This window comes from Burkholderia sp. KL41 (genome assembly GCF_057005415.2).
Genome location: NZ_CM174446.1, coordinates 3044618 through 3060053, shown reverse-complemented (window position 1 = coordinate 3060053; position 15436 = coordinate 3044618). Strand labels below are relative to the sequence as shown.

Annotated in this window: 16 protein-coding genes; 6 read left to right on the top strand and 10 right to left on the bottom strand. The window is 68.0% G+C overall.

Annotated elements, in window-relative coordinates:
• Positions 1 to 9: 9 nt before the first annotated feature.
• Positions 10 to 495: a YajQ family cyclic di-GMP-binding protein gene (locus PQB87_RS14420; RefSeq protein WP_021162564.1), complete on the bottom strand. Its 486-nt coding sequence runs from the start codon at positions 493 to 495 to the stop codon at positions 10 to 12.
• A 137-nt stretch (positions 496 to 632) separates the two neighbouring features.
• On the opposite strand from PQB87_RS14420, the gene murB reads away from it, so the two are divergent.
• A complete protein-coding gene (gene murB / locus PQB87_RS14415) occupies positions 633 to 1682 on the top strand; it encodes a UDP-N-acetylmuramate dehydrogenase (RefSeq protein ID WP_042977136.1) in 1050 nt (349 codons plus the stop codon).
• 47 nt (positions 1683 to 1729) lie between these two features.
• On the opposite strand, the gene argF is transcribed toward murB, so the two are convergent.
• Positions 1730 to 2659, bottom strand: a complete 930-nt coding sequence (gene argF / locus PQB87_RS14410) for an ornithine carbamoyltransferase (protein WP_027789281.1) — start codon at positions 2657 to 2659, stop codon at positions 1730 to 1732.
• Positions 2660 to 3072: 413 nt separating this feature from the next.
• Between argF and PQB87_RS14405 the strand changes: the two genes are divergently transcribed.
• Entirely contained in the window at positions 3073 to 3393 is a 321-nt protein-coding gene (locus PQB87_RS14405; RefSeq protein ID WP_021162567.1) for a DUF3579 domain-containing protein, read from the top strand.
• A gap of 156 nt (positions 3394 to 3549) precedes the next feature.
• Here the strand turns inward: PQB87_RS14405 and rpsT are convergent, their stop codons facing one another.
• Positions 3550 to 3822: a 30S ribosomal protein S20 gene (rpsT, locus tag PQB87_RS14400; protein ID WP_006482211.1), complete on the bottom strand. Its 273-nt coding sequence runs from the start codon at positions 3820 to 3822 to the stop codon at positions 3550 to 3552.
• Positions 3823 to 4126: 304 nt separating this feature from the next.
• Here rpsT and murJ point away from each other — a divergent pair, with 304 nt between their 5' ends.
• Both murJ and PQB87_RS14390 read left to right on the top strand, forming a co-directional pair.
• Positions 4127 to 5677, top strand: coding sequence for a murein biosynthesis integral membrane protein MurJ (gene murJ / locus PQB87_RS14395; protein ID WP_111938798.1), 1551 nt, complete (start codon positions 4127 to 4129; stop codon positions 5675 to 5677).
• 8 nt (positions 5678 to 5685) lie between these two features.
• A complete protein-coding gene (locus tag PQB87_RS14390) occupies positions 5686 to 6528 on the top strand; it encodes a SirB1 family protein (protein ID WP_489242223.1) in 843 nt (280 codons plus the stop codon).
• Positions 6529 to 6598: 70 nt separating this feature from the next.
• Here the strand turns inward: PQB87_RS14390 and PQB87_RS14385 are convergent, their stop codons facing one another.
• From PQB87_RS14385 to lpxK, 5 genes are all read right to left on the bottom strand, one after another.
• Positions 6599 to 7357, bottom strand: a complete 759-nt coding sequence (locus tag PQB87_RS14385) for a 3-hydroxyacyl-CoA dehydrogenase (RefSeq protein WP_489242221.1) — start codon at positions 7355 to 7357, stop codon at positions 6599 to 6601.
• Between the two features lie 340 nt (positions 7358 to 7697).
• Entirely contained in the window at positions 7698 to 8360 is a 663-nt protein-coding gene (adk, locus tag PQB87_RS14380; protein ID WP_021162571.1) for an adenylate kinase, read from the bottom strand.
• 207 nt (positions 8361 to 8567) lie between these two features.
• The gene (gene kdsB / locus PQB87_RS14375; protein WP_489242219.1) at positions 8568 to 9359 is read right to left on the bottom strand and encodes a 3-deoxy-manno-octulosonate cytidylyltransferase; all 792 of its coding nucleotides are present in this window, start codon (positions 9357 to 9359) and stop codon (positions 8568 to 8570) included.
• 110 nt (positions 9360 to 9469) lie between these two features.
• A complete protein-coding gene (locus tag PQB87_RS14370; protein WP_006482216.1) occupies positions 9470 to 9664 on the bottom strand; it encodes a Trm112 family protein in 195 nt (64 codons plus the stop codon).
• On the bottom strand, positions 9645 to 10673 hold the full coding sequence (lpxK, locus tag PQB87_RS14365; RefSeq protein WP_059623902.1) for a tetraacyldisaccharide 4'-kinase: 1029 nt from the start codon (positions 10671 to 10673) through the stop codon (positions 9645 to 9647). Before lpxK ends, PQB87_RS14370 begins: the two co-directional genes overlap by 20 nt.
• Before the next feature lie 450 nt (positions 10674 to 11123).
• On the opposite strand from lpxK, the gene xseA reads away from it, so the two are divergent.
• On the top strand, positions 11124 to 12506 hold the full coding sequence (gene xseA, locus PQB87_RS14360; RefSeq protein ID WP_059688532.1) for an exodeoxyribonuclease VII large subunit: 1383 nt from the start codon (positions 11124 to 11126) through the stop codon (positions 12504 to 12506).
• Positions 12507 to 12720: 214 nt separating this feature from the next.
• Positions 12721 to 13299 (top strand): superoxide dismutase [Fe], encoded by a 579-nt coding sequence (sodB, locus tag PQB87_RS14355; protein ID WP_011352986.1) that lies wholly within the window; start codon positions 12721 to 12723, stop codon positions 13297 to 13299.
• 106 nt (positions 13300 to 13405) lie between these two features.
• Here sodB and chrA read toward each other — a convergent pair whose 3' ends face one another.
• Both chrA and PQB87_RS14345 read right to left on the bottom strand, forming a co-directional pair.
• Entirely contained in the window at positions 13406 to 14617 is a 1212-nt protein-coding gene (chrA, locus tag PQB87_RS14350; protein WP_222155924.1) for a chromate efflux transporter, read from the bottom strand.
• Positions 14618 to 14704: 87 nt separating this feature from the next.
• Positions 14705 to 15412, bottom strand: coding sequence for a Crp/Fnr family transcriptional regulator (locus PQB87_RS14345; RefSeq protein ID WP_059688522.1), 708 nt, complete (start codon positions 15410 to 15412; stop codon positions 14705 to 14707).
• Positions 15413 to 15436 lie beyond the last annotated feature (24 nt).

The window sequence follows — 15436 nt, the reverse complement described above, 5'->3', positions numbered from 1 at the left end:
GTCCGGCGATCAGTCGCGGAAGTTGTTGAAGTCGAGCGGCGTGTCGGTCACGTCCTTGCGCAGCATCGCGATCGTGCTCTGCAGGTCGTCGCGCTTCGTGCCCGACACGCGCACCGCGTCGCCCTGGATGCTCGCCTGCACCTTGATCTTGCTGTCCTTCACGAGCCGCACGATCTTCTTCGCGAGATCGCCGGTCACGCCCTTCTTCACGGTGACGATCTGCTTGACCTTGTCGCCGCCGATCTTCTCGACCTTGCCGTAGTCGAGGAAGCGCACGTCGACGTTGCGCTTGGCCAGCTTGCCGATCAGCACGTCCTTGACCTGGCCGAGCTTGAAATCGTCATCGGCGAACAGCGTCAGCTCGCGCTCCTTCTGCTCGACGCGCGCGTCGGAGCCCTTGAAGTCGAAGCGCGTCGAAATTTCCTTGTTCGACTGCTCGATGGCGTTCTTCACTTCGATCATGTTCGCTTCGGAAACGACGTCGAACGATGGCATGGCATTCCTCCCTTGAGATGCGGATGCCCGGCTCGCGCGCGGGCACTCGCTATAATTGCGGACTGTTTGCCATTTTACCGATGCCCCTCCGTTTGCCCAAGGCCGGCCATGCGCCGCCCGGGCGGACGTGACCGCGAATGCCGATGCCTCCTGACGATTCCGCCCTGTCGCTGCTTCCCGACCATCCGCTCGCCGCGCACAACACGTTCGGCATTGCCGCGACCGCGCGCCTTGCCGCGCGCGTCACGCATGCGTCGCAATTCGAGGCGCTCCATCGCGACCCGCGCGTCGCGAACCTGCCGCGGCTCGTGCTCGGCGGCGGCAGCAACGTCGTGTTCACGCGCGATTTCGACGGTATCGTGCTGCTCGACGAAATCAAGGGCCGCCGCGTCGTGCGCGAGGACGACGATGCCTGGTACGTCGAGGCCGGCGGCGGCGAGAACTGGCACGCATTCGTCGCATGGACGCTCGAGCACGGGATGCCCGGTCTCGAGAACCTCGCGCTGATTCCGGGTACGGTCGGCGCCGCGCCGATCCAGAACATCGGCGCATACGGTCTCGAGATGAAGGTGTATTTCGACTCGCTGGTCGCGGTCGAGCTGGCGACCGGGCGCAGCGAGCGCTTCGACGCCGCGCGCTGCGCGTTCGGCTATCGCGACAGTTTCTTCAAGCGGGAAGGGGCTGGCCGGTTCGCGATCGTGTCGGTGACGTTCCGGCTGCCGAAGCAATGGGCGCCGCGGCTCGGCTACGCGGACGTCACGCGCGAACTCGACGCCCGTGGCATCGCACCCGATGCGGCTGCGCCGCGTGACGTGTTCGACGCCGTCGTCGCGATCCGCCGCGCGAAGCTGCCCGATCCGCTCGTCCTCGGCAACGCGGGCAGCTTCTTCAAGAATCCGGTGATCGATGCCGCGCAATTCGATGCGCTGCGCGCCCGCACGCCCGAGATCGTGTCGTATCCGCAGCCGGATGGCCAGGTCAAGCTCGCGGCCGGCTGGCTGATCGACCGCTGCGGCTGGAAGGGGCGCGTGCTGGGCGCGGCGGCCGTGCACGACCGCCAGGCGCTCGTGCTCGTCAATCGCGGCGGCGCGACGGGCGCCGACGTGCTCGCGCTGGCGCGGGCGATCCAGGCCGACGTGCGCGCGCATTTCGGCGTCGAGCTCGAGCCCGAACCCGTCTGCCTGTAAGCGGGGTTTCGCACCGCTTTTCACATGGGTTGCCGGGTGCCGGCGCGTCAGTGCTTGAGGCGGCCGAGCAGCAGGAACTCCATCAGTGCCTTCTGCACGTGCAGGCGGTTTTCCGCTTCATCCCATACGACGCTCTGCGGGCCGTCGATCACGCCGGCCGTCACTTCCTCGCCGCGGTGCGCGGGCAGGCAGTGCATGAAGAGGGCGTCCGGGTTCGCGTGGCCCATCATCTCCTCGTCGACGCACCAGTCGGCGAATGCCTGCTTGCGGGCCTCGTTCTCGGCCTCGAAGCCCATGCTCGTCCACACGTCGGTGGTGACGAGATCGGCGCCCTTGCACGCTTCGTTCGGATCGTCGAACACTTCGTAGAACGGCGCGCTGTCGGGCGACACGAGCTTCATGTCGAGCGCGTAGCCGGGCGGCGTGGACAGGCGCAGCTTGAAGCCGAGGATCTGCGCGGCTTCGATCCACGTGTAGAGCATGTTGTTCGCGTCGCCGACCCACGCGACGGTCTTGCCGGCGATCGGGCCGCGGTGCTCGTAGTACGTGAAGATGTCGGCGAGCACCTGGCACGGGTGGTATTCGTTCGTCAGGCCGTTGATCACCGGCACGCGGGAGTTGTCCGCGAAGCGCTGGATGATCTCCTGCTCGAACGTACGGATCATGATGATGTCGACCATCCGCGAGATCACCTGCGCGGAATCCTCGACGGGTTCGCCGCGACCGAGCTGCGTGTCGCGCGTGCTCATGAAGACGGCGTGGCCGCCGAGCTGGAAGATCCCGGCTTCGAACGACAGGCGCGTGCGCGTCGAGTTCTTCTCGAAGATCATCGCGAGCGTGCGGTCGTGCAGCGGGTGATAGGTCTCGTAGTTCTTGAACTTGCGCTTCAGGATACCCGTGCGTTCGAGCACGTACTCGTAGTCTTCCAGCGAGAAATCCTTGAACTGCAGGTAGTGACGAATGGTTTTGGCGGTCATGAAGCGAAATGCGGCGGGTTGCACCCGGCAGCAAGGCCGGACGGCGCCGCCGTCGGGTGTGGATAACTCAAAGCAGCATAAAGGATTTTCTGTGCTTTGACGAGCCGGGGAGAGAAGCGGGGCGCGATCGCCGTGCGTTGCGGGCGGCACAGGAGGAGGGGTGTCGGAACGACGCGCGATGGCGCGCTGCGGTATAATCCAAAAGTTTTCTCCAGCCCGGCAGGCAAGCCTCTTCGCGCTCTGCCGGACACAAGCCGTGCGCTGCACAAATCCGGTGCAGTCCGCCGGCGGCACACGTCGACGTCTCGTTTTCGGGATCTCGGAATGCTTGTGCCGCCGTCCGTTTCAGCTTTGTGTTCGCGTATCCAGGCGCCGTTGCCTGGACATCGCCGGGCCGTCACTTGGGTAACCACATGGCTGAAACCCCTCCGACCGAATTCTTCATCCAGGGCATCACGAAAGACGGGAAAAAGTTTCGCCCGAGCGACTGGTCGGAACGTCTGGCCGGTGTGATGGCCTGCTTCGGGCCGGGGGCGAGCGGGCCGAACGCGCGCCTCAAGTATTCGCTCTACGTGCGTCCGACGATGCTCGGCGACCTCAAATGCGTGATCCTCGATTCCCGGCTGCGCGACGTCGAGCCGATGGCGTTCGATTTCGTGCTGAATTTCGCGAAGGACAACAACCTCGTCGTCACCGAGGCGTGCGAACTGCCGGACTACGACGCGAAGAAGTGATGCCGGCACGGGCGAGGGCGCATGCGGCGCCCACCCTGGCACATGTCGCCGGCCCGCAGGATGTGCGCGGGCGACAGGCGACAAAAAAGCCCGCCTAGGCGGGCTTTTTTGCGATCGCAGGAAACAGGAACGCCCGCGTGAGCGGGCGTACCGGAGTTACGCTGCTGCCTGCAGACCCTTGACGGCCGCGGCGAGGCGGCTCTTGCTGCGAGCGGCCTTGTTCTTGTGAACGATCTTCTTGTCGGCGATCGTGTCGATCGTTTTCACGGCAGCCTTGAACAGCTCGGCAGCCTTTGCCTGGTCGCCGGCTTCAACAGCCTTGCGAACCGACTTGATCGCGGTACGGAATTTCGAGCGCAGCGCCGAGTTGTGCGAGTTTGCCTTCGCGGCCTGGCGGGCGCGCTTGCGTGCTTGTGCGGAGTTAGCCATGACGGTTCCTTATCCTGTCCTGTTTCCAGAGCTTGGAGCCTGACGGCCAAGCGCTGCTTTTCGATCCGTCCCCTGAGAACGATTGCCCAGGGGCGCATAAAAAAACGGTGATTTTAACCGAGGCCGGGACATGAAAACGGCAGTTGCCGTGCATGTACGAGCCCAGAAACCGGCGATTATAGCAACAAAATCAAGCGAGTGGCAAGTTGAACGTGACAACCGTCGGGCGGGGCACCGGCGGCGTGCGCGCTTTTCGGCATCGGCCGCTGGCCGGGCCACGCAACGTCCGTATAATAAGCGCCCCATGAATCTATTCCGAGCCCTGCTGACGGTCAGCGGCTTCACGCTGCTGTCGCGCGTGACCGGACTGGCCCGCGAGACGCTGATCGCCCGTGCGTTCGGCGCCAGTCAATACACCGACGCGTTCTACGTCGCCTTCCGTATCCCGAACCTGCTGCGCCGCCTGTCCGCCGAAGGCGCGTTCTCGCAGGCGTTCGTGCCGATCCTCGCCGAGTTCAAGAACCAGCAGGGGCACGATGCGACGAAAGCGCTCGTCGACGCGATGTCGACGGTGCTGGCGTGGGCACTTGCCGTGCTGTCGGTCTTCGGGATCGCCGGCGCATCGTGGGTCGTGTTCGCGGTCGCGTCCGGCCTGCACACCGACGGCCAGGCGTTCCCGCTCGCGGTCACGATGACGCGGATCATGTTCCCGTACATCGTGTTCATCTCGCTGACGACGCTCGCATCCGGCGTGCTGAACACGTACAAGAGCTTCTCGCTGCCCGCGTTCGCGCCGGTGCTGCTCAACGTCGCGTTCATCGCCGCGGCCGTGTTCGTCGCGCCGCACCTGAAGGTGCCGGTGTTCGCGCTTGCATGGGCCGTCATCGTCGGCGGCGTGCTGCAGTTCCTCGTGCAGCTGCCGGGCCTGAAGAAAATCGACATGGTGCCGCTGATCGGCCTCAACCCGGTGCGCGCGCTGCGCCACCCGGGCGTGAAGCGCGTGCTCGCGAAGATGGTGCCCGCGACGTTCGCGGTGTCGGTCGCGCAACTGTCGCTGATCATCAACACCAACATCGCGTCGCGGCTCGGGCAGGGCGCCGTGTCGTGGATCAACTACGCCGACCGCCTGATGGAATTCCCGACGGCGCTGCTCGGCGTCGCGCTCGGCACGATCCTGCTGCCGAGCCTGTCGAAGGCGCACGTCGACGCCGATTCGCACGAGTATTCGGCGCTGCTCGACTGGGGGCTGCGCGTCACGTTCCTGCTCGCGGCACCGAGCGCGCTCGCGCTGTTCTTCTTCGCGACGCCGCTCACGGCGACCCTTTTCAACTACGGCAAGTTCGACGCGCATACCGTCACGATGGTCGCGCGCGCGCTCGCGACATACGGGATCGGCCTCGTTGGCATCATCCTGATCAAGATCCTCGCGCCGGGCTTCTATGCGAAGCAGGACATCAAGACGCCCGTCAAGATCGCGATCGGCGTGCTGATCGTCACGCAGATCTCGAACTACGTGTTCGTGCCGCTGATCGGCCACGCGGGCCTGACGCTGAGCATCGGCGTCGGCGCGTGCCTGAATTCGCTGCTGCTGTTCCTCGGGCTGCGCAAGCGCGGCATCTACCAGCCGTCGCCGGGCTGGCTGCGCTTCTTCGTGCAGCTGATCGGCGCGGCGCTTGTGCTCGCGGGCCTGATGCACTGGCTGTCGATCAGCTTCGACTGGACCGGGATGCGTACGCAGCCGCTCGATCGCATCGCGCTGATGGCCGCGTGCCTCGTGCTGTTCGCTGCACTATATTTCGGTATGTTGTGGGTGATGGGCTTCAAATACGCTTATTTCAGAAGGCGCGCCAAGTGACGACCGCAATGACCCGCGTCCTCGACTACTTCAGCACGCTCGTGGCAGACGACGACAGCCTGCCCGTCACGGAAGCGGCGCTGTCGCTGGCACAGGACGCCTATCCCGACCTCGACCTGCAGGGCACGCTGGCCGAACTCGACATGCTGGCGGCGCGGCTGCGCCGGCGGCTCGCCGACGACACGGACCTGAAGGGCCGCGTCGCCGCGCTGAACGGCTTCTTCTTCCGCGAGCTCGGCTTCGCGTGCAATCACAACGATTACTACGACCCCGATAACAGCCACCTGAACGCCGTGCTGAAGCGGCGGCGCGGGATTCCGATCTCGCTGTCGGTGCTGTACCTGGAGCTTGCCGAGCAGATCGGCGTGCCGGCGCGCGGCGTATCGTTCCCCGGCCATTTCCTGCTGCGCGTCACGCTGCCGGACGGCGACCTGATCATCGACCCGGCCAACGGCCATTCGCTGTCCGAAGCCGAGATGGTCGAGATGCTCGAGCCATACGTCGCGCGTGCGGCCGGTGCGGTCGACAGCGCGTTGCGCGCACTGCTGCAGCCGGCGACGAGCCGCGAGATCATCGCGCGGATGCTGCGCAACCTGAAGACGATCTATCTTCAGACGGAGCGCTGGCAACGGCTGCTCGCGGTGCAGCAGCGGCTCGTGATCCTGTTGCCCGAGCATCTCGACGAAGTCCGCGACCGCGGTTTCGCGTATGCGCGGCTCGACTACCTGCGCCCCGCACTCGAGGATCTCGAGCAGTATCTCGGCGAGCGGCCGGACGCGGACGACGCGACCGTCGTCGAATCGCAAGTGACCGAGTTGCGGCAGCGGATGCAGCGCGACGGCGAGGACTGAGCCGCCGCCGTGCTGCCTGCCGGAACCGTGAATGACAAAACGCCCGCGATGCGGGCGTTTTTTTGCGTGCTCATTTTGGCTGCATCCGGATCGCGCCGTCGAGGCGGATCACTTCGCCGTTGAGCATCGGATTCTCGACGATCTGACGCACCAGCAGCGCGTATTCGGCCGGTTTGCCGAGTCGCGGCGGGAACGGCACCATCGCGCCGAGCGCGTCCTGGACGTCCTGCGGCATGCCGAGCAGCATCGGCGTCTCGAACAGGCCGGGCGCGATCGTCATCACGCGGATGCCGTTGCGCGACAGGTCGCGCGCGATCGGCAGCGTCATGCCCGCGACGCCGGCCTTCGACGCCGCGTACGCGGCCTGGCCGATCTGCCCGTCGAATGCGGCGACCGACGCGGTGCTGACGATCACGCCGCGCTCGCCTTCCGCGGTTGGCGCGGTGGCGGCCATCGCGGCGGCCGCGAGCCGGATCATGTTGAACGTGCCGACGAGGTTCACGTTGATCGTCTTCGCGAACACGTCGAGCGGATGCGCGCCGTCCTTGCCGAGGGTCTTGGCGGCGGGCGCGATGCCGGCGCAGTTCACGAGGCCGCGCAGCGTGCCCGCGCGCGTCGCTGCGTCGACGGCCGCCTGCGCGTCGGTCTCGCTCGACACGTCGCAGTGCACGAAGATGCCGCCCAGCTCGGTCGCGAGCGCGGTGCCTGCCGTGTCGTTCAGGTCGGCGAGCACGACCGTGCCGCCTGCTTGCGCGAGCATCCGCGCCGTGCCGGCACCGAGGCCGGATGCGCCGCCCGTGATCAGAAATACGTTGCCACGAATGTCCATGACTGTCTCCGTGTCGACCGCCCTTGGCGCTTCAGCGCTTAGGGCGGTCTCATGCAAGGCGGTCCCATGCAAGGCGGTCCCATGCAAGGCGGTCCCATGCAAGGCGGTCGACCGCTCTTGGCGCTTCAGCACAAGTTACGCTTCCGGGGCAATGCGGTTGCCTGATTCTTGCCCCGTGATCGGTTGAAATGCCGGCGCACCGGTAATGCAGACGCCCGCACCCGGCCGATTGTACGGGGCCCCCTCACGCGGCGGCGATACCAGAACGGTCGTGCGAATTCCGCCCGGGCAAAAAAAAAGCCGCCCGGGGAGGGCGGCTTGCGGTTGCGCGACGCGCTGCTTACTTCAGTGCGTCAAACGCGCGCTCGCGGATTTCCTCGACGGCGCCGAGGCCCGAGATCTTGCGATACTGCGGCGCCTTCAGGCCGTTTTCCTCGCCGCGCTGCGCCCAGTCGCCGTAGTACGTGATCAGCGGCTTGGTCTGCGCTTCGTACACTTCGAGACGCTTCTTGACGGTTTCTTCCTTGTCGTCGTCGCGCTGGATCAGCGGCTCGCCCGTCACGTCGTCGTGGCCTTCGACCTTCGGCGGGTTGAACTTGACGTGGTACGTGCGGCCCGATGCCGGGTGCGTGCGGCGGCCGCTCATGCGCTCGATGATTTCCGAGAACGGTACGTCGATCTCGAGCACGTAGTCGATCGCGACGCCCGCTTCCTTCATCGCGTCAGCCTGCGCGATCGTGCGCGGGAAGCCGTCGAACAGATAGCCGTTCGCGCAGTCGGCTTCCTTCAGGCGCTCCTTGACGAGGCCGATGATCAGCGCATCCGGAACGAGCTTGCCGGCGTCCATGTAGCCCTTCGCCTCGACGCCGAGCGGCGTGCCGGCCTTCACGGCCGCGCGCAGCATGTCGCCCGTCGAGATTTGCGGGATGCCGAACTTTTCCTTGATGAAGTTTGCCTGGGTGCCCTTTCCCGCGCCGGGCGCGCCCAACAGGATCAAACGCATGGTGATATCTCCAGTATGTAGATTCGTGTGGCGAGACGCAAAAAGCGCCGCGACGGTGGGCGCGGCGCTTGCCTGGCGCGCGGCGGACCGGTCTGATGCGGCGCGTCGGGTTGAGCGACGCGCGGCTGCCGGCAGGGCCGCGGGCGGGGTCAAGCGAGGACGCGCTGGTCGCGGACGGCTCGCACAATCGCCTGATTATGCCACGGGTTATTTTCGTCCCGGCTGAAAAAGGGCCTGCACGCGTGCGAGATCGGCCGGCGTGTCGATGCCGGCTTCGGGCGCGGACTCGGTGATCAGCACCGCGATGCGCTCGCCGTGCCAGAGCGCGCGCAGCTGCTCGAGCTGCTCGGCCTGTTCGATCGGCGCCTGCGCAAGCGACGGATACGTGCGCAGGAAACGCGCGCGATACGCATAGAGGCCGATGTGCCGATAGACCGGGAAAGCAGGCGCAGGCATGGCTGCGACGTCGGGCCAGTGCGGCTGGTACGCGTCCCGGCTCCATGGAATCGGCGCGCGCGAGAAGTACAGCGCGACGCTCTGCGCGTCGAGCGCGACCTTCACGACGTTCGGGTTGAACACGTCGGCCGCGTCGTGGATCGGGTGGGCGGCCGTCGCAATCGCGCACGCCGGATGCGCGGCGAGGTGCGACGCTACGTCGCGCACGAGTACGGGGTCGATCAGCGGCTCGTCGCCCTGAACGTTGACGACGACGGTGTCGTCGCTCCACCCGAACGTCGCCGCGACTTCCGCGAGACGGTCGGTGCCGGACGGATGGTCGGCGCGCGTCAGCACCGCTTCGAAGCCGTGATCGCGCGCGGCATCGAGCACGCTCTGCGCGTCGGACGCGACGAGCACCTGCTGCGCGCCCGCTTCACGTGCACGCTCGGCGACGCGCACGACCATCGGCTTGCCGCCGAGATCGGCGAGCGGCTTGTTCGGGAGCCGCGTCGACGCGAGCCGGGCGGGAATGACGGCGATGAAGGGTTGCGGGTGAGTCATCGGGACGGGCGGTGAAGAGAACGGAGCGGGCGGCGCGCCTGGCGCGGGTCGCCCGGAGGGTTCGGCGCCCTGGCCGCGGACGGGCCGCGGCTCGGGCTGGGTCGGACGGCTTAGCGGCCGGCCGGGTCGACCGGCGTGCCTTCGACGGTCTGGCGCGCTTCGTCGACCAGCATCACGGGGATGCCGTCGCGGATCGGGTAGGCGAGCTTGTCCGCGTTGCAGATCAGCTCCTGCGCGGCACGGTCATAGTGGAGCGGGCCTTTGCAGATAGGGCACACAATGATTTCAAGCAGGCGAGCGTCCACGGAGTTTCTCCACAACGAGGGCAATGAGGCGAGGGTCGAGCGCGGCTTCGACGGGGACGACCCACAGTCGAGCGTCGCGCCAGGAAGCGCCCAATTTTACTGCATCCTTCTCGGTGATCAGGATCGCGTCGACGGCGTCGTCGACGAACGGATTGTCGGCGAACGCATAGTGATCGGGCAGCGCGCGCGTCGCGGGCGCGAGACCGGCCGCGCGCAGCGTCGCGAAGAAGCGTTCCGGCGCGCCGATGCCGGCCGCGGCGAGGACGCGCTCGTTCGCGAATTGCGACAGCGGGCGGCGCAGCGCCGGCTGGTCGAGGTGCCACGCGGCGCCCGGCGTGAGCGCGAGCGAATAGGTGTCGGGCCACGGCGGCAGCGCGCCGCTGTACGGATCGTTGACGAGCGTCGCGTCGCGGTGCCGCGACAGCGGCTCGCGCAACGGCCCGGCCGGCAGCAGGAAGCCGTTGCCGCCGAGCCGGTGGTCGAACACGACGAGCTCGACCGTGCGCGCGAGGCGGTAGTGCTGCAGGCCGTCGTCGCTGACGATCACGTCGACGTCCGGATGCGCGGCGCGCAGCGCCTGCGCGGCCGCGACACGATCCGGGCAGACCCAGACCGGCGCACCGGTGCGGCGTGCGATCAGGAGCGGCTCGTCGCCGCCCGCGCCGGCGCGCGACGCGGCCGTGACGGCGGTCGGCGCCTTCACGTTCGCGCCGTAGCCGCGCGACACGATGCCGGGTGTGAAGCCGGCTGCCCGCAACGCGTCGACGAGCGCGATCACGGTCGGCGTCTTGCCGGTGCCGCCGACGGTCACGTTGCCGACCACGACGACGGGCACGCCGACGTCGACCGGCTTCTTCCAGCCCTGCGCGTAGGCGGTGCGCCGCAGCGCCGCGCACAGGCCGAACACGCACGCGAACGGCGTGAGTGCCCACGCGAGCGCGCCGCGGCGCTGCCATTCGCGCGTCAGGCGCGCTTCGAGCCGGGCGAGCGGGCCGTCGGGCGCGCTCATCGGGCCGGGCGCGGCAGGTCGTGCGCCGCGGCGTGGGACGGATTCGTCAAGGCGGATTCTCCGTTGGGCGGCGCATGCCGCGGGGTCTGCGGAAGGCGGCACTCTAGCGCGCCGCAGGCGGGCGCGGCAAGCGCGACCGGCCGACGCAGCCCACGGGGCCGGATCGCGACGGCTTGTGGATAACTCTGTGAAGAACTCCCCGCTCGAATGAGTCAAACGCCCGCCGGGTGGGCCTCGAATCGGATGAGAATCGTTTCGAAAGTTTTAAAAATATATAAAAATCAATGTGTTATCTCAAATCGTCTGGATTTTTCCGCGGTTTTCGGGCGTTTCAAGCCGACGATTGCCAAAGTGTGGACACCTTCCGCGCGTCACCGCGCCCGCGCCCGGCGCTGGACGTCGCGCGCGTGTCGGACTATCGTGTCGCCGCCAGCATTCATCCGACCGTCCATGCCTTCCGACTCCCCATTTGCCGCACCGGGTGCCACCCGCGGCGGCGACGAAGTGATACCCGTTTCGGCGCTCAATCGCGCGATTTCGACGATGCTCGAGCGCTCGTTTCCGCTGCTGTGGATTTCGGGCGAAGTGTCGAATTTCACGCGCGCCGCGAGCGGCCACTGGTATTTCTCGATCAAGGACCAGCAGGCGCAGATGCGCTGCGTGATGTTCCGCGGCCGCGCGCAATACGCGGAATTCACGCCGCGCGAGGGCGACCGCATCGAGGTGCGCGCGGTCGTGACGATGTACGAGCCGCGCGGCGAAGTGCAGCTCAACGTCGAGGCCGTGCGGCGCACGGGCCAGGGGCGCCTGTACGAGGCGTTCCTGAGGCTGAAGGCGCAGCTCGAGGGCGAGGGGCTCTTCGCGCCCGAGCGCAAGCGGCCGCTGCCGGCCCACCCGCGCGCGATCGGCATCGTCACGTCGCTGCAGGCCGCCGCGCTGCGCGACGTGCTGACCACGCTCGCGCGCCGCGCGCCGCACATTCCGGTGATCGTCTATCCGGCGCCCGTGCAGGGTGCGGGCTCGGCGGAAAAGCTCGTCGCGGCCGTCGAGACCGCGAATGCGCGCCGCGAGGTCGATGTGCTGCTGGTCTGTCGCGGCGGCGGCTCGATCGAGGATCTGTGGTCATTCAACGACGAGGCGCTGGCGCGCGCGATCGCGGCGAGCGAACTGCCGGTCGTGAGCGGCGTCGGGCACGAGACTGATTTCACGATCGCGGACTTCGCGGCCGACCTGCGCGCGCCGACGCCCACCGGCGCCGCCGAGCTCGCGAGCCCGCAGCGCGCACTGCTGCTGCGCGAGGTCGGCGAGCGCCAGCGTGCGCTCGCACGCGGCATGGAACGCCGGCTGGAGCAGCGCGCGCAGCAGCTCGACTGGCTCGCGCGCCGGCTGGTGAGCCCGGCCGAGCGGCTGCAGCGGCAGCGCACGCACGTCGAGCAGCTTGCCGTGCGGCTGGCGTCGGCGGCGTCGCGGCCGGTGCGCGACGCGCGCGCGCGGTTCGCGCTCGCGCAGTTGCGCTGGCAGCGCGCGCGCCCCGATCCGTCGCAGGCGCGCCAGGCACTCGCGGGGCTGTCGCAGCGTCTTGCGCTCGCATTGCAGCGCCGTCACGAACGCGACACGGCTCGCGTGTCAGCCTGTGCGGCAAGGCTCGAGGTGTTGAGCCCGCAGCGCACCCTCGAGCGCGGTTATGCGGCGCTGATCGATGCGCAGACGGGCCGCGCGGTGCGCACGCCGAACGCATTGAAGCCGCAGCGCCGCCTGACCGTGCATCTTGCCGAAGGCTCGGCCGACGTGTCGCTCGCCGACGTGCAGCCGCGCCTCGCCGATACGATCTGACGTGAGCGGCGCACGCGCCGCGACCGGGGAAAACGCGCGGGAACGGCGGTTGCGCGGTATCGGCTCGTCCCCGTGGACGATGCGCGAACATCGCTTTTCCGCATACCGCGGATAAATGGCCCGTGAGTTTGCGGGGTTATTCGTCCTCGCCTACAATCGGACGCTCGGCAGCATTCAACACAAGCCCCCCTACATACTCAACGAAGGAATCGCCATGGCTCATACGCTCCCGCCGCTCCCGTACGCTGAAGACGCACTCGCGCCGACCATCTCGCTCGAGACGATCCAGTACCACTACGGCAAGCACCATCAGGCTTATGTGACGAACCTGAACAATCTGATCCCGGGCACGGAATTCGAAAACCTGTCGCTGGAAGAGATCGTGAAGAAGTCGTCGGGCGGCATCTTCAACAACGCCGCGCAAATCTGGAACCACACGTTCTTCTGGAACAGCCTGTCGCCGAACGGCGGCGGCGCACCGACGGGCGCACTGGGCGACGCGATCAACGCGAAGTGGGGTTCGTACGACGCATTCAAGGAAGCGTTCACGAAGGCCGCAGTCGGCACGTTCGGTTCGGGCTGGGCATGGCTCGTGAAGAAGGCTGACGGTTCGCTCGACATCGTGTCGACGAGCAACGCAGCAACCCCGCTGACGACGGCCGACAAGGCACTGCTGACGATCGACGTGTGGGAACACGCGTACTACATCGACTACCGCAACGCACGTCCGAAGTTCGTCGAAGCGTTCTGGAACATCGTGAACTGGGACTTCGCAGCGAAGAACTTCGCGTAAGGTCCGGCACCTGCGCGCCGCTACGGCGCGCGGTACCCAGCAGAAAAGCCCTCGAAACGAGGGCTTTTTTGTTTTTGCCGCTGCGGAACGTGCCGCGCGTGCCCGGTCAGGCGAGGAGGCCGAGCCCCCAGCCGAGCGCCGCGCTCGCGATCACGACGGCCCACGGCGGCACGCGCCAGAACACCAGCGCGACGAATGCGACGAGTGCCGCGGCCAGGTCGCGCGGCGCCATGATCGTGTCGGTCCAGACCGGGTGATAGAGCGCCGCGAGCAGCAGCCCGACGACGGCCGCGTTCACGCCCGCGAGCGCGGCCTGCATCCGCGTGCTGCGGCGCAGGCGCTCCCAGAACGGCGCGGTGCCGGCCACCAGCAGGAACGACGGCGCGAAGATCGACACCAGCGCGATCGTGCCGCCGAGCCAGCCGGTCGGCGCCTGGCGCAGCGACGCGCCGAGGAATGCCGAGAACGTGAACAGCGGCCCCGGCACGGCCTGCGCGACGCCATAACCGGCCAGGAACGCCGCATCGCCGACCCAGCCGGGCGCGACCACGGCCGCCTGCAGCAGCGGCAGCACCACGTGGCCGCCGCCGAACACGAGCGCGCCCGTACGGAAGAACGCATCGACGACGGCAAGCGTATCGGAGCGCAGCGCGCGGGCCGCGAACGGCAGTATGACGAGGAGTGCGGCGAACAGCGCGAGCCACAGCACGCCCGCGCGCGGCGACACGTGCAGCGGCAACGGATCATGGGTGCCGCGCGCCGGCTGCGGCAGCAGCACGAGGCCGGCCAATCCGGCCGCGACGATCACGGCAACCTGCGTCCACGCGGCCGGCGCGAGCAGCGCGACGCTGGCGGCCGCGGCCATCAGCGTGACGCGGCGCGCATCCGGGCACAGCGTGCGTGCCATGCCCCACACGGCCTGCGCGATCACGGCGACCGACACGATGCGCAGCCCGTGCAATGCACCGGCTTCGCTCGGCGCGCCCGTCGCGTGCACGCCGAGCGCGAACAGCATCATCAGCAGCGCCGACGGCAGCGTGAAGCCGAGCCACGCGGCGAACATGCCCGCGTAGCCGGCGCGCGCGAGGCCGATCGCCATCCCGACCTGGCTGCTCGCGGGCCCCGGCAGGAACTGGCACAGCCCGACGAGATCCGCGTAGGTGCGCTCGGTAAGCCAGGCGCGCCGTGTGACGAACTCGGTGCGGAAGTAGCCGAGATGCGCGACCGGGCCACCGAACGACGTGAGGCCGAGCCGCAGGAATGCGATGAACACCGGCCACGGATGGCGGGAGGGAGCGGAGGCGGTCGACGTGCTCAAGGCGGGGCGGACGGATGAACGGACGAGCCGCCACGATAGCGCAACGCGGCGACGGCGGGGTGGGCCGCGTGACGGCGCTGCCGCGGCTCAGCGCATGCCGTCGGGCAGCCCGCTCGCACGCCGCAGCGCGTCGACGTCGACGAGCTCGATTTCACCGACGTGCAGCCGCACGACGCCGTCGGCCTGCAGCGCCTTCAGCAACTGGTTGGTGGTCTGCCGCGTCAGCGACAGCATCGCCGCGAGCTTTTCCTGCGACAGCCGGATGCGGGTGCGGCCGGCGCTGATCCCGCCGTAGCCGTCGGCGATCATCAGCAGGCGGGCGGCGAGCCGCTGCGCGGCCGGCATCACGCTCATCGACTCGACGGTCAGGAAGCTCAGGCGCAGCTTCTGCGCCATCAGCAGCGCGAATTGCCGCCAGTATTGCGGCGTCGCGTCGAGAATCGCGAGCAGCGCGGCCTGCGGGACGTGCAGCAGCAGTGCGTCGTCGAGCGCGATCGCGTCGTGCGTGCGCGGCTGGCCGTCGAACAGCGCGATTTCGCCGAACCACGTGACGGGCTCGGCGACCGTCAGCAGCGCCTCCTTGCCCTGCGGATCGACCGCACCTATCGTGAGTGAACCGGCCAGTACCGCGTACAGCCCGCACGGCGGGTCGCCACGCCGGAACAGCGCATGGCCGGCCGGCAGCCGGCGCAGCGCCGCGCGGGCGAGCAGGTCCGCGCGCAACGCGGGCGGCAGCGCGGCGAACCACGAGTTCGCTTCGATCTGCGGCAGGTACGGGGCGAGCGAAGAGGGCATGGGTACGCGATGTCGGGTAGCTGA

What these genes read in the sequence shown, in the direction of transcription:
- kdsB (WP_489242219.1), bottom strand. Translation starts at nt 9,359, where the DNA reads ATGACTCACCCGCAACCCTTCATCGCCGTCATTCCCGCCCGGCTCGCG.
- lpxK (WP_059623902.1), bottom strand. Translation starts at nt 10,673, where the DNA reads ATGAGCGCGCCCGACGGCCCGCTCGCCCGGCTCGAAGCGCGCCTGACG.
- murB (WP_042977136.1), top strand. Translation starts at nt 633, where the DNA reads ATGCCGATGCCTCCTGACGATTCCGCCCTGTCGCTGCTTCCCGACCAT.
- sodB (WP_011352986.1), top strand. Translation starts at nt 12,721, where the DNA reads ATGGCTCATACGCTCCCGCCGCTCCCGTACGCTGAAGACGCACTCGCG.
- PQB87_RS14420 (WP_021162564.1), bottom strand. Translation starts at nt 495, where the DNA reads ATGCCATCGTTCGACGTCGTTTCCGAAGCGAACATGATCGAAGTGAAG.
- adk (WP_021162571.1), bottom strand. Translation starts at nt 8,360, where the DNA reads ATGCGTTTGATCCTGTTGGGCGCGCCCGGCGCGGGAAAGGGCACCCAG.
- rpsT (WP_006482211.1), bottom strand. Translation starts at nt 3,822, where the DNA reads ATGGCTAACTCCGCACAAGCACGCAAGCGCGCCCGCCAGGCCGCGAAG.
- murJ (WP_111938798.1), top strand. Translation starts at nt 4,127, where the DNA reads ATGAATCTATTCCGAGCCCTGCTGACGGTCAGCGGCTTCACGCTGCTG.
- xseA (WP_059688532.1), top strand. Translation starts at nt 11,124, where the DNA reads ATGCCTTCCGACTCCCCATTTGCCGCACCGGGTGCCACCCGCGGCGGC.
- PQB87_RS14385 (WP_489242221.1), bottom strand. Translation starts at nt 7,357, where the DNA reads ATGGACATTCGTGGCAACGTATTTCTGATCACGGGCGGCGCATCCGGC.
- PQB87_RS14345 (WP_059688522.1), bottom strand. Translation starts at nt 15,412, where the DNA reads ATGCCCTCTTCGCTCGCCCCGTACCTGCCGCAGATCGAAGCGAACTCG.
- argF (WP_027789281.1), bottom strand. Translation starts at nt 2,659, where the DNA reads ATGACCGCCAAAACCATTCGTCACTACCTGCAGTTCAAGGATTTCTCG.
- PQB87_RS14390 (WP_489242223.1), top strand. Translation starts at nt 5,686, where the DNA reads ATGACCCGCGTCCTCGACTACTTCAGCACGCTCGTGGCAGACGACGAC.
- PQB87_RS14405 (WP_021162567.1), top strand. Translation starts at nt 3,073, where the DNA reads ATGGCTGAAACCCCTCCGACCGAATTCTTCATCCAGGGCATCACGAAA.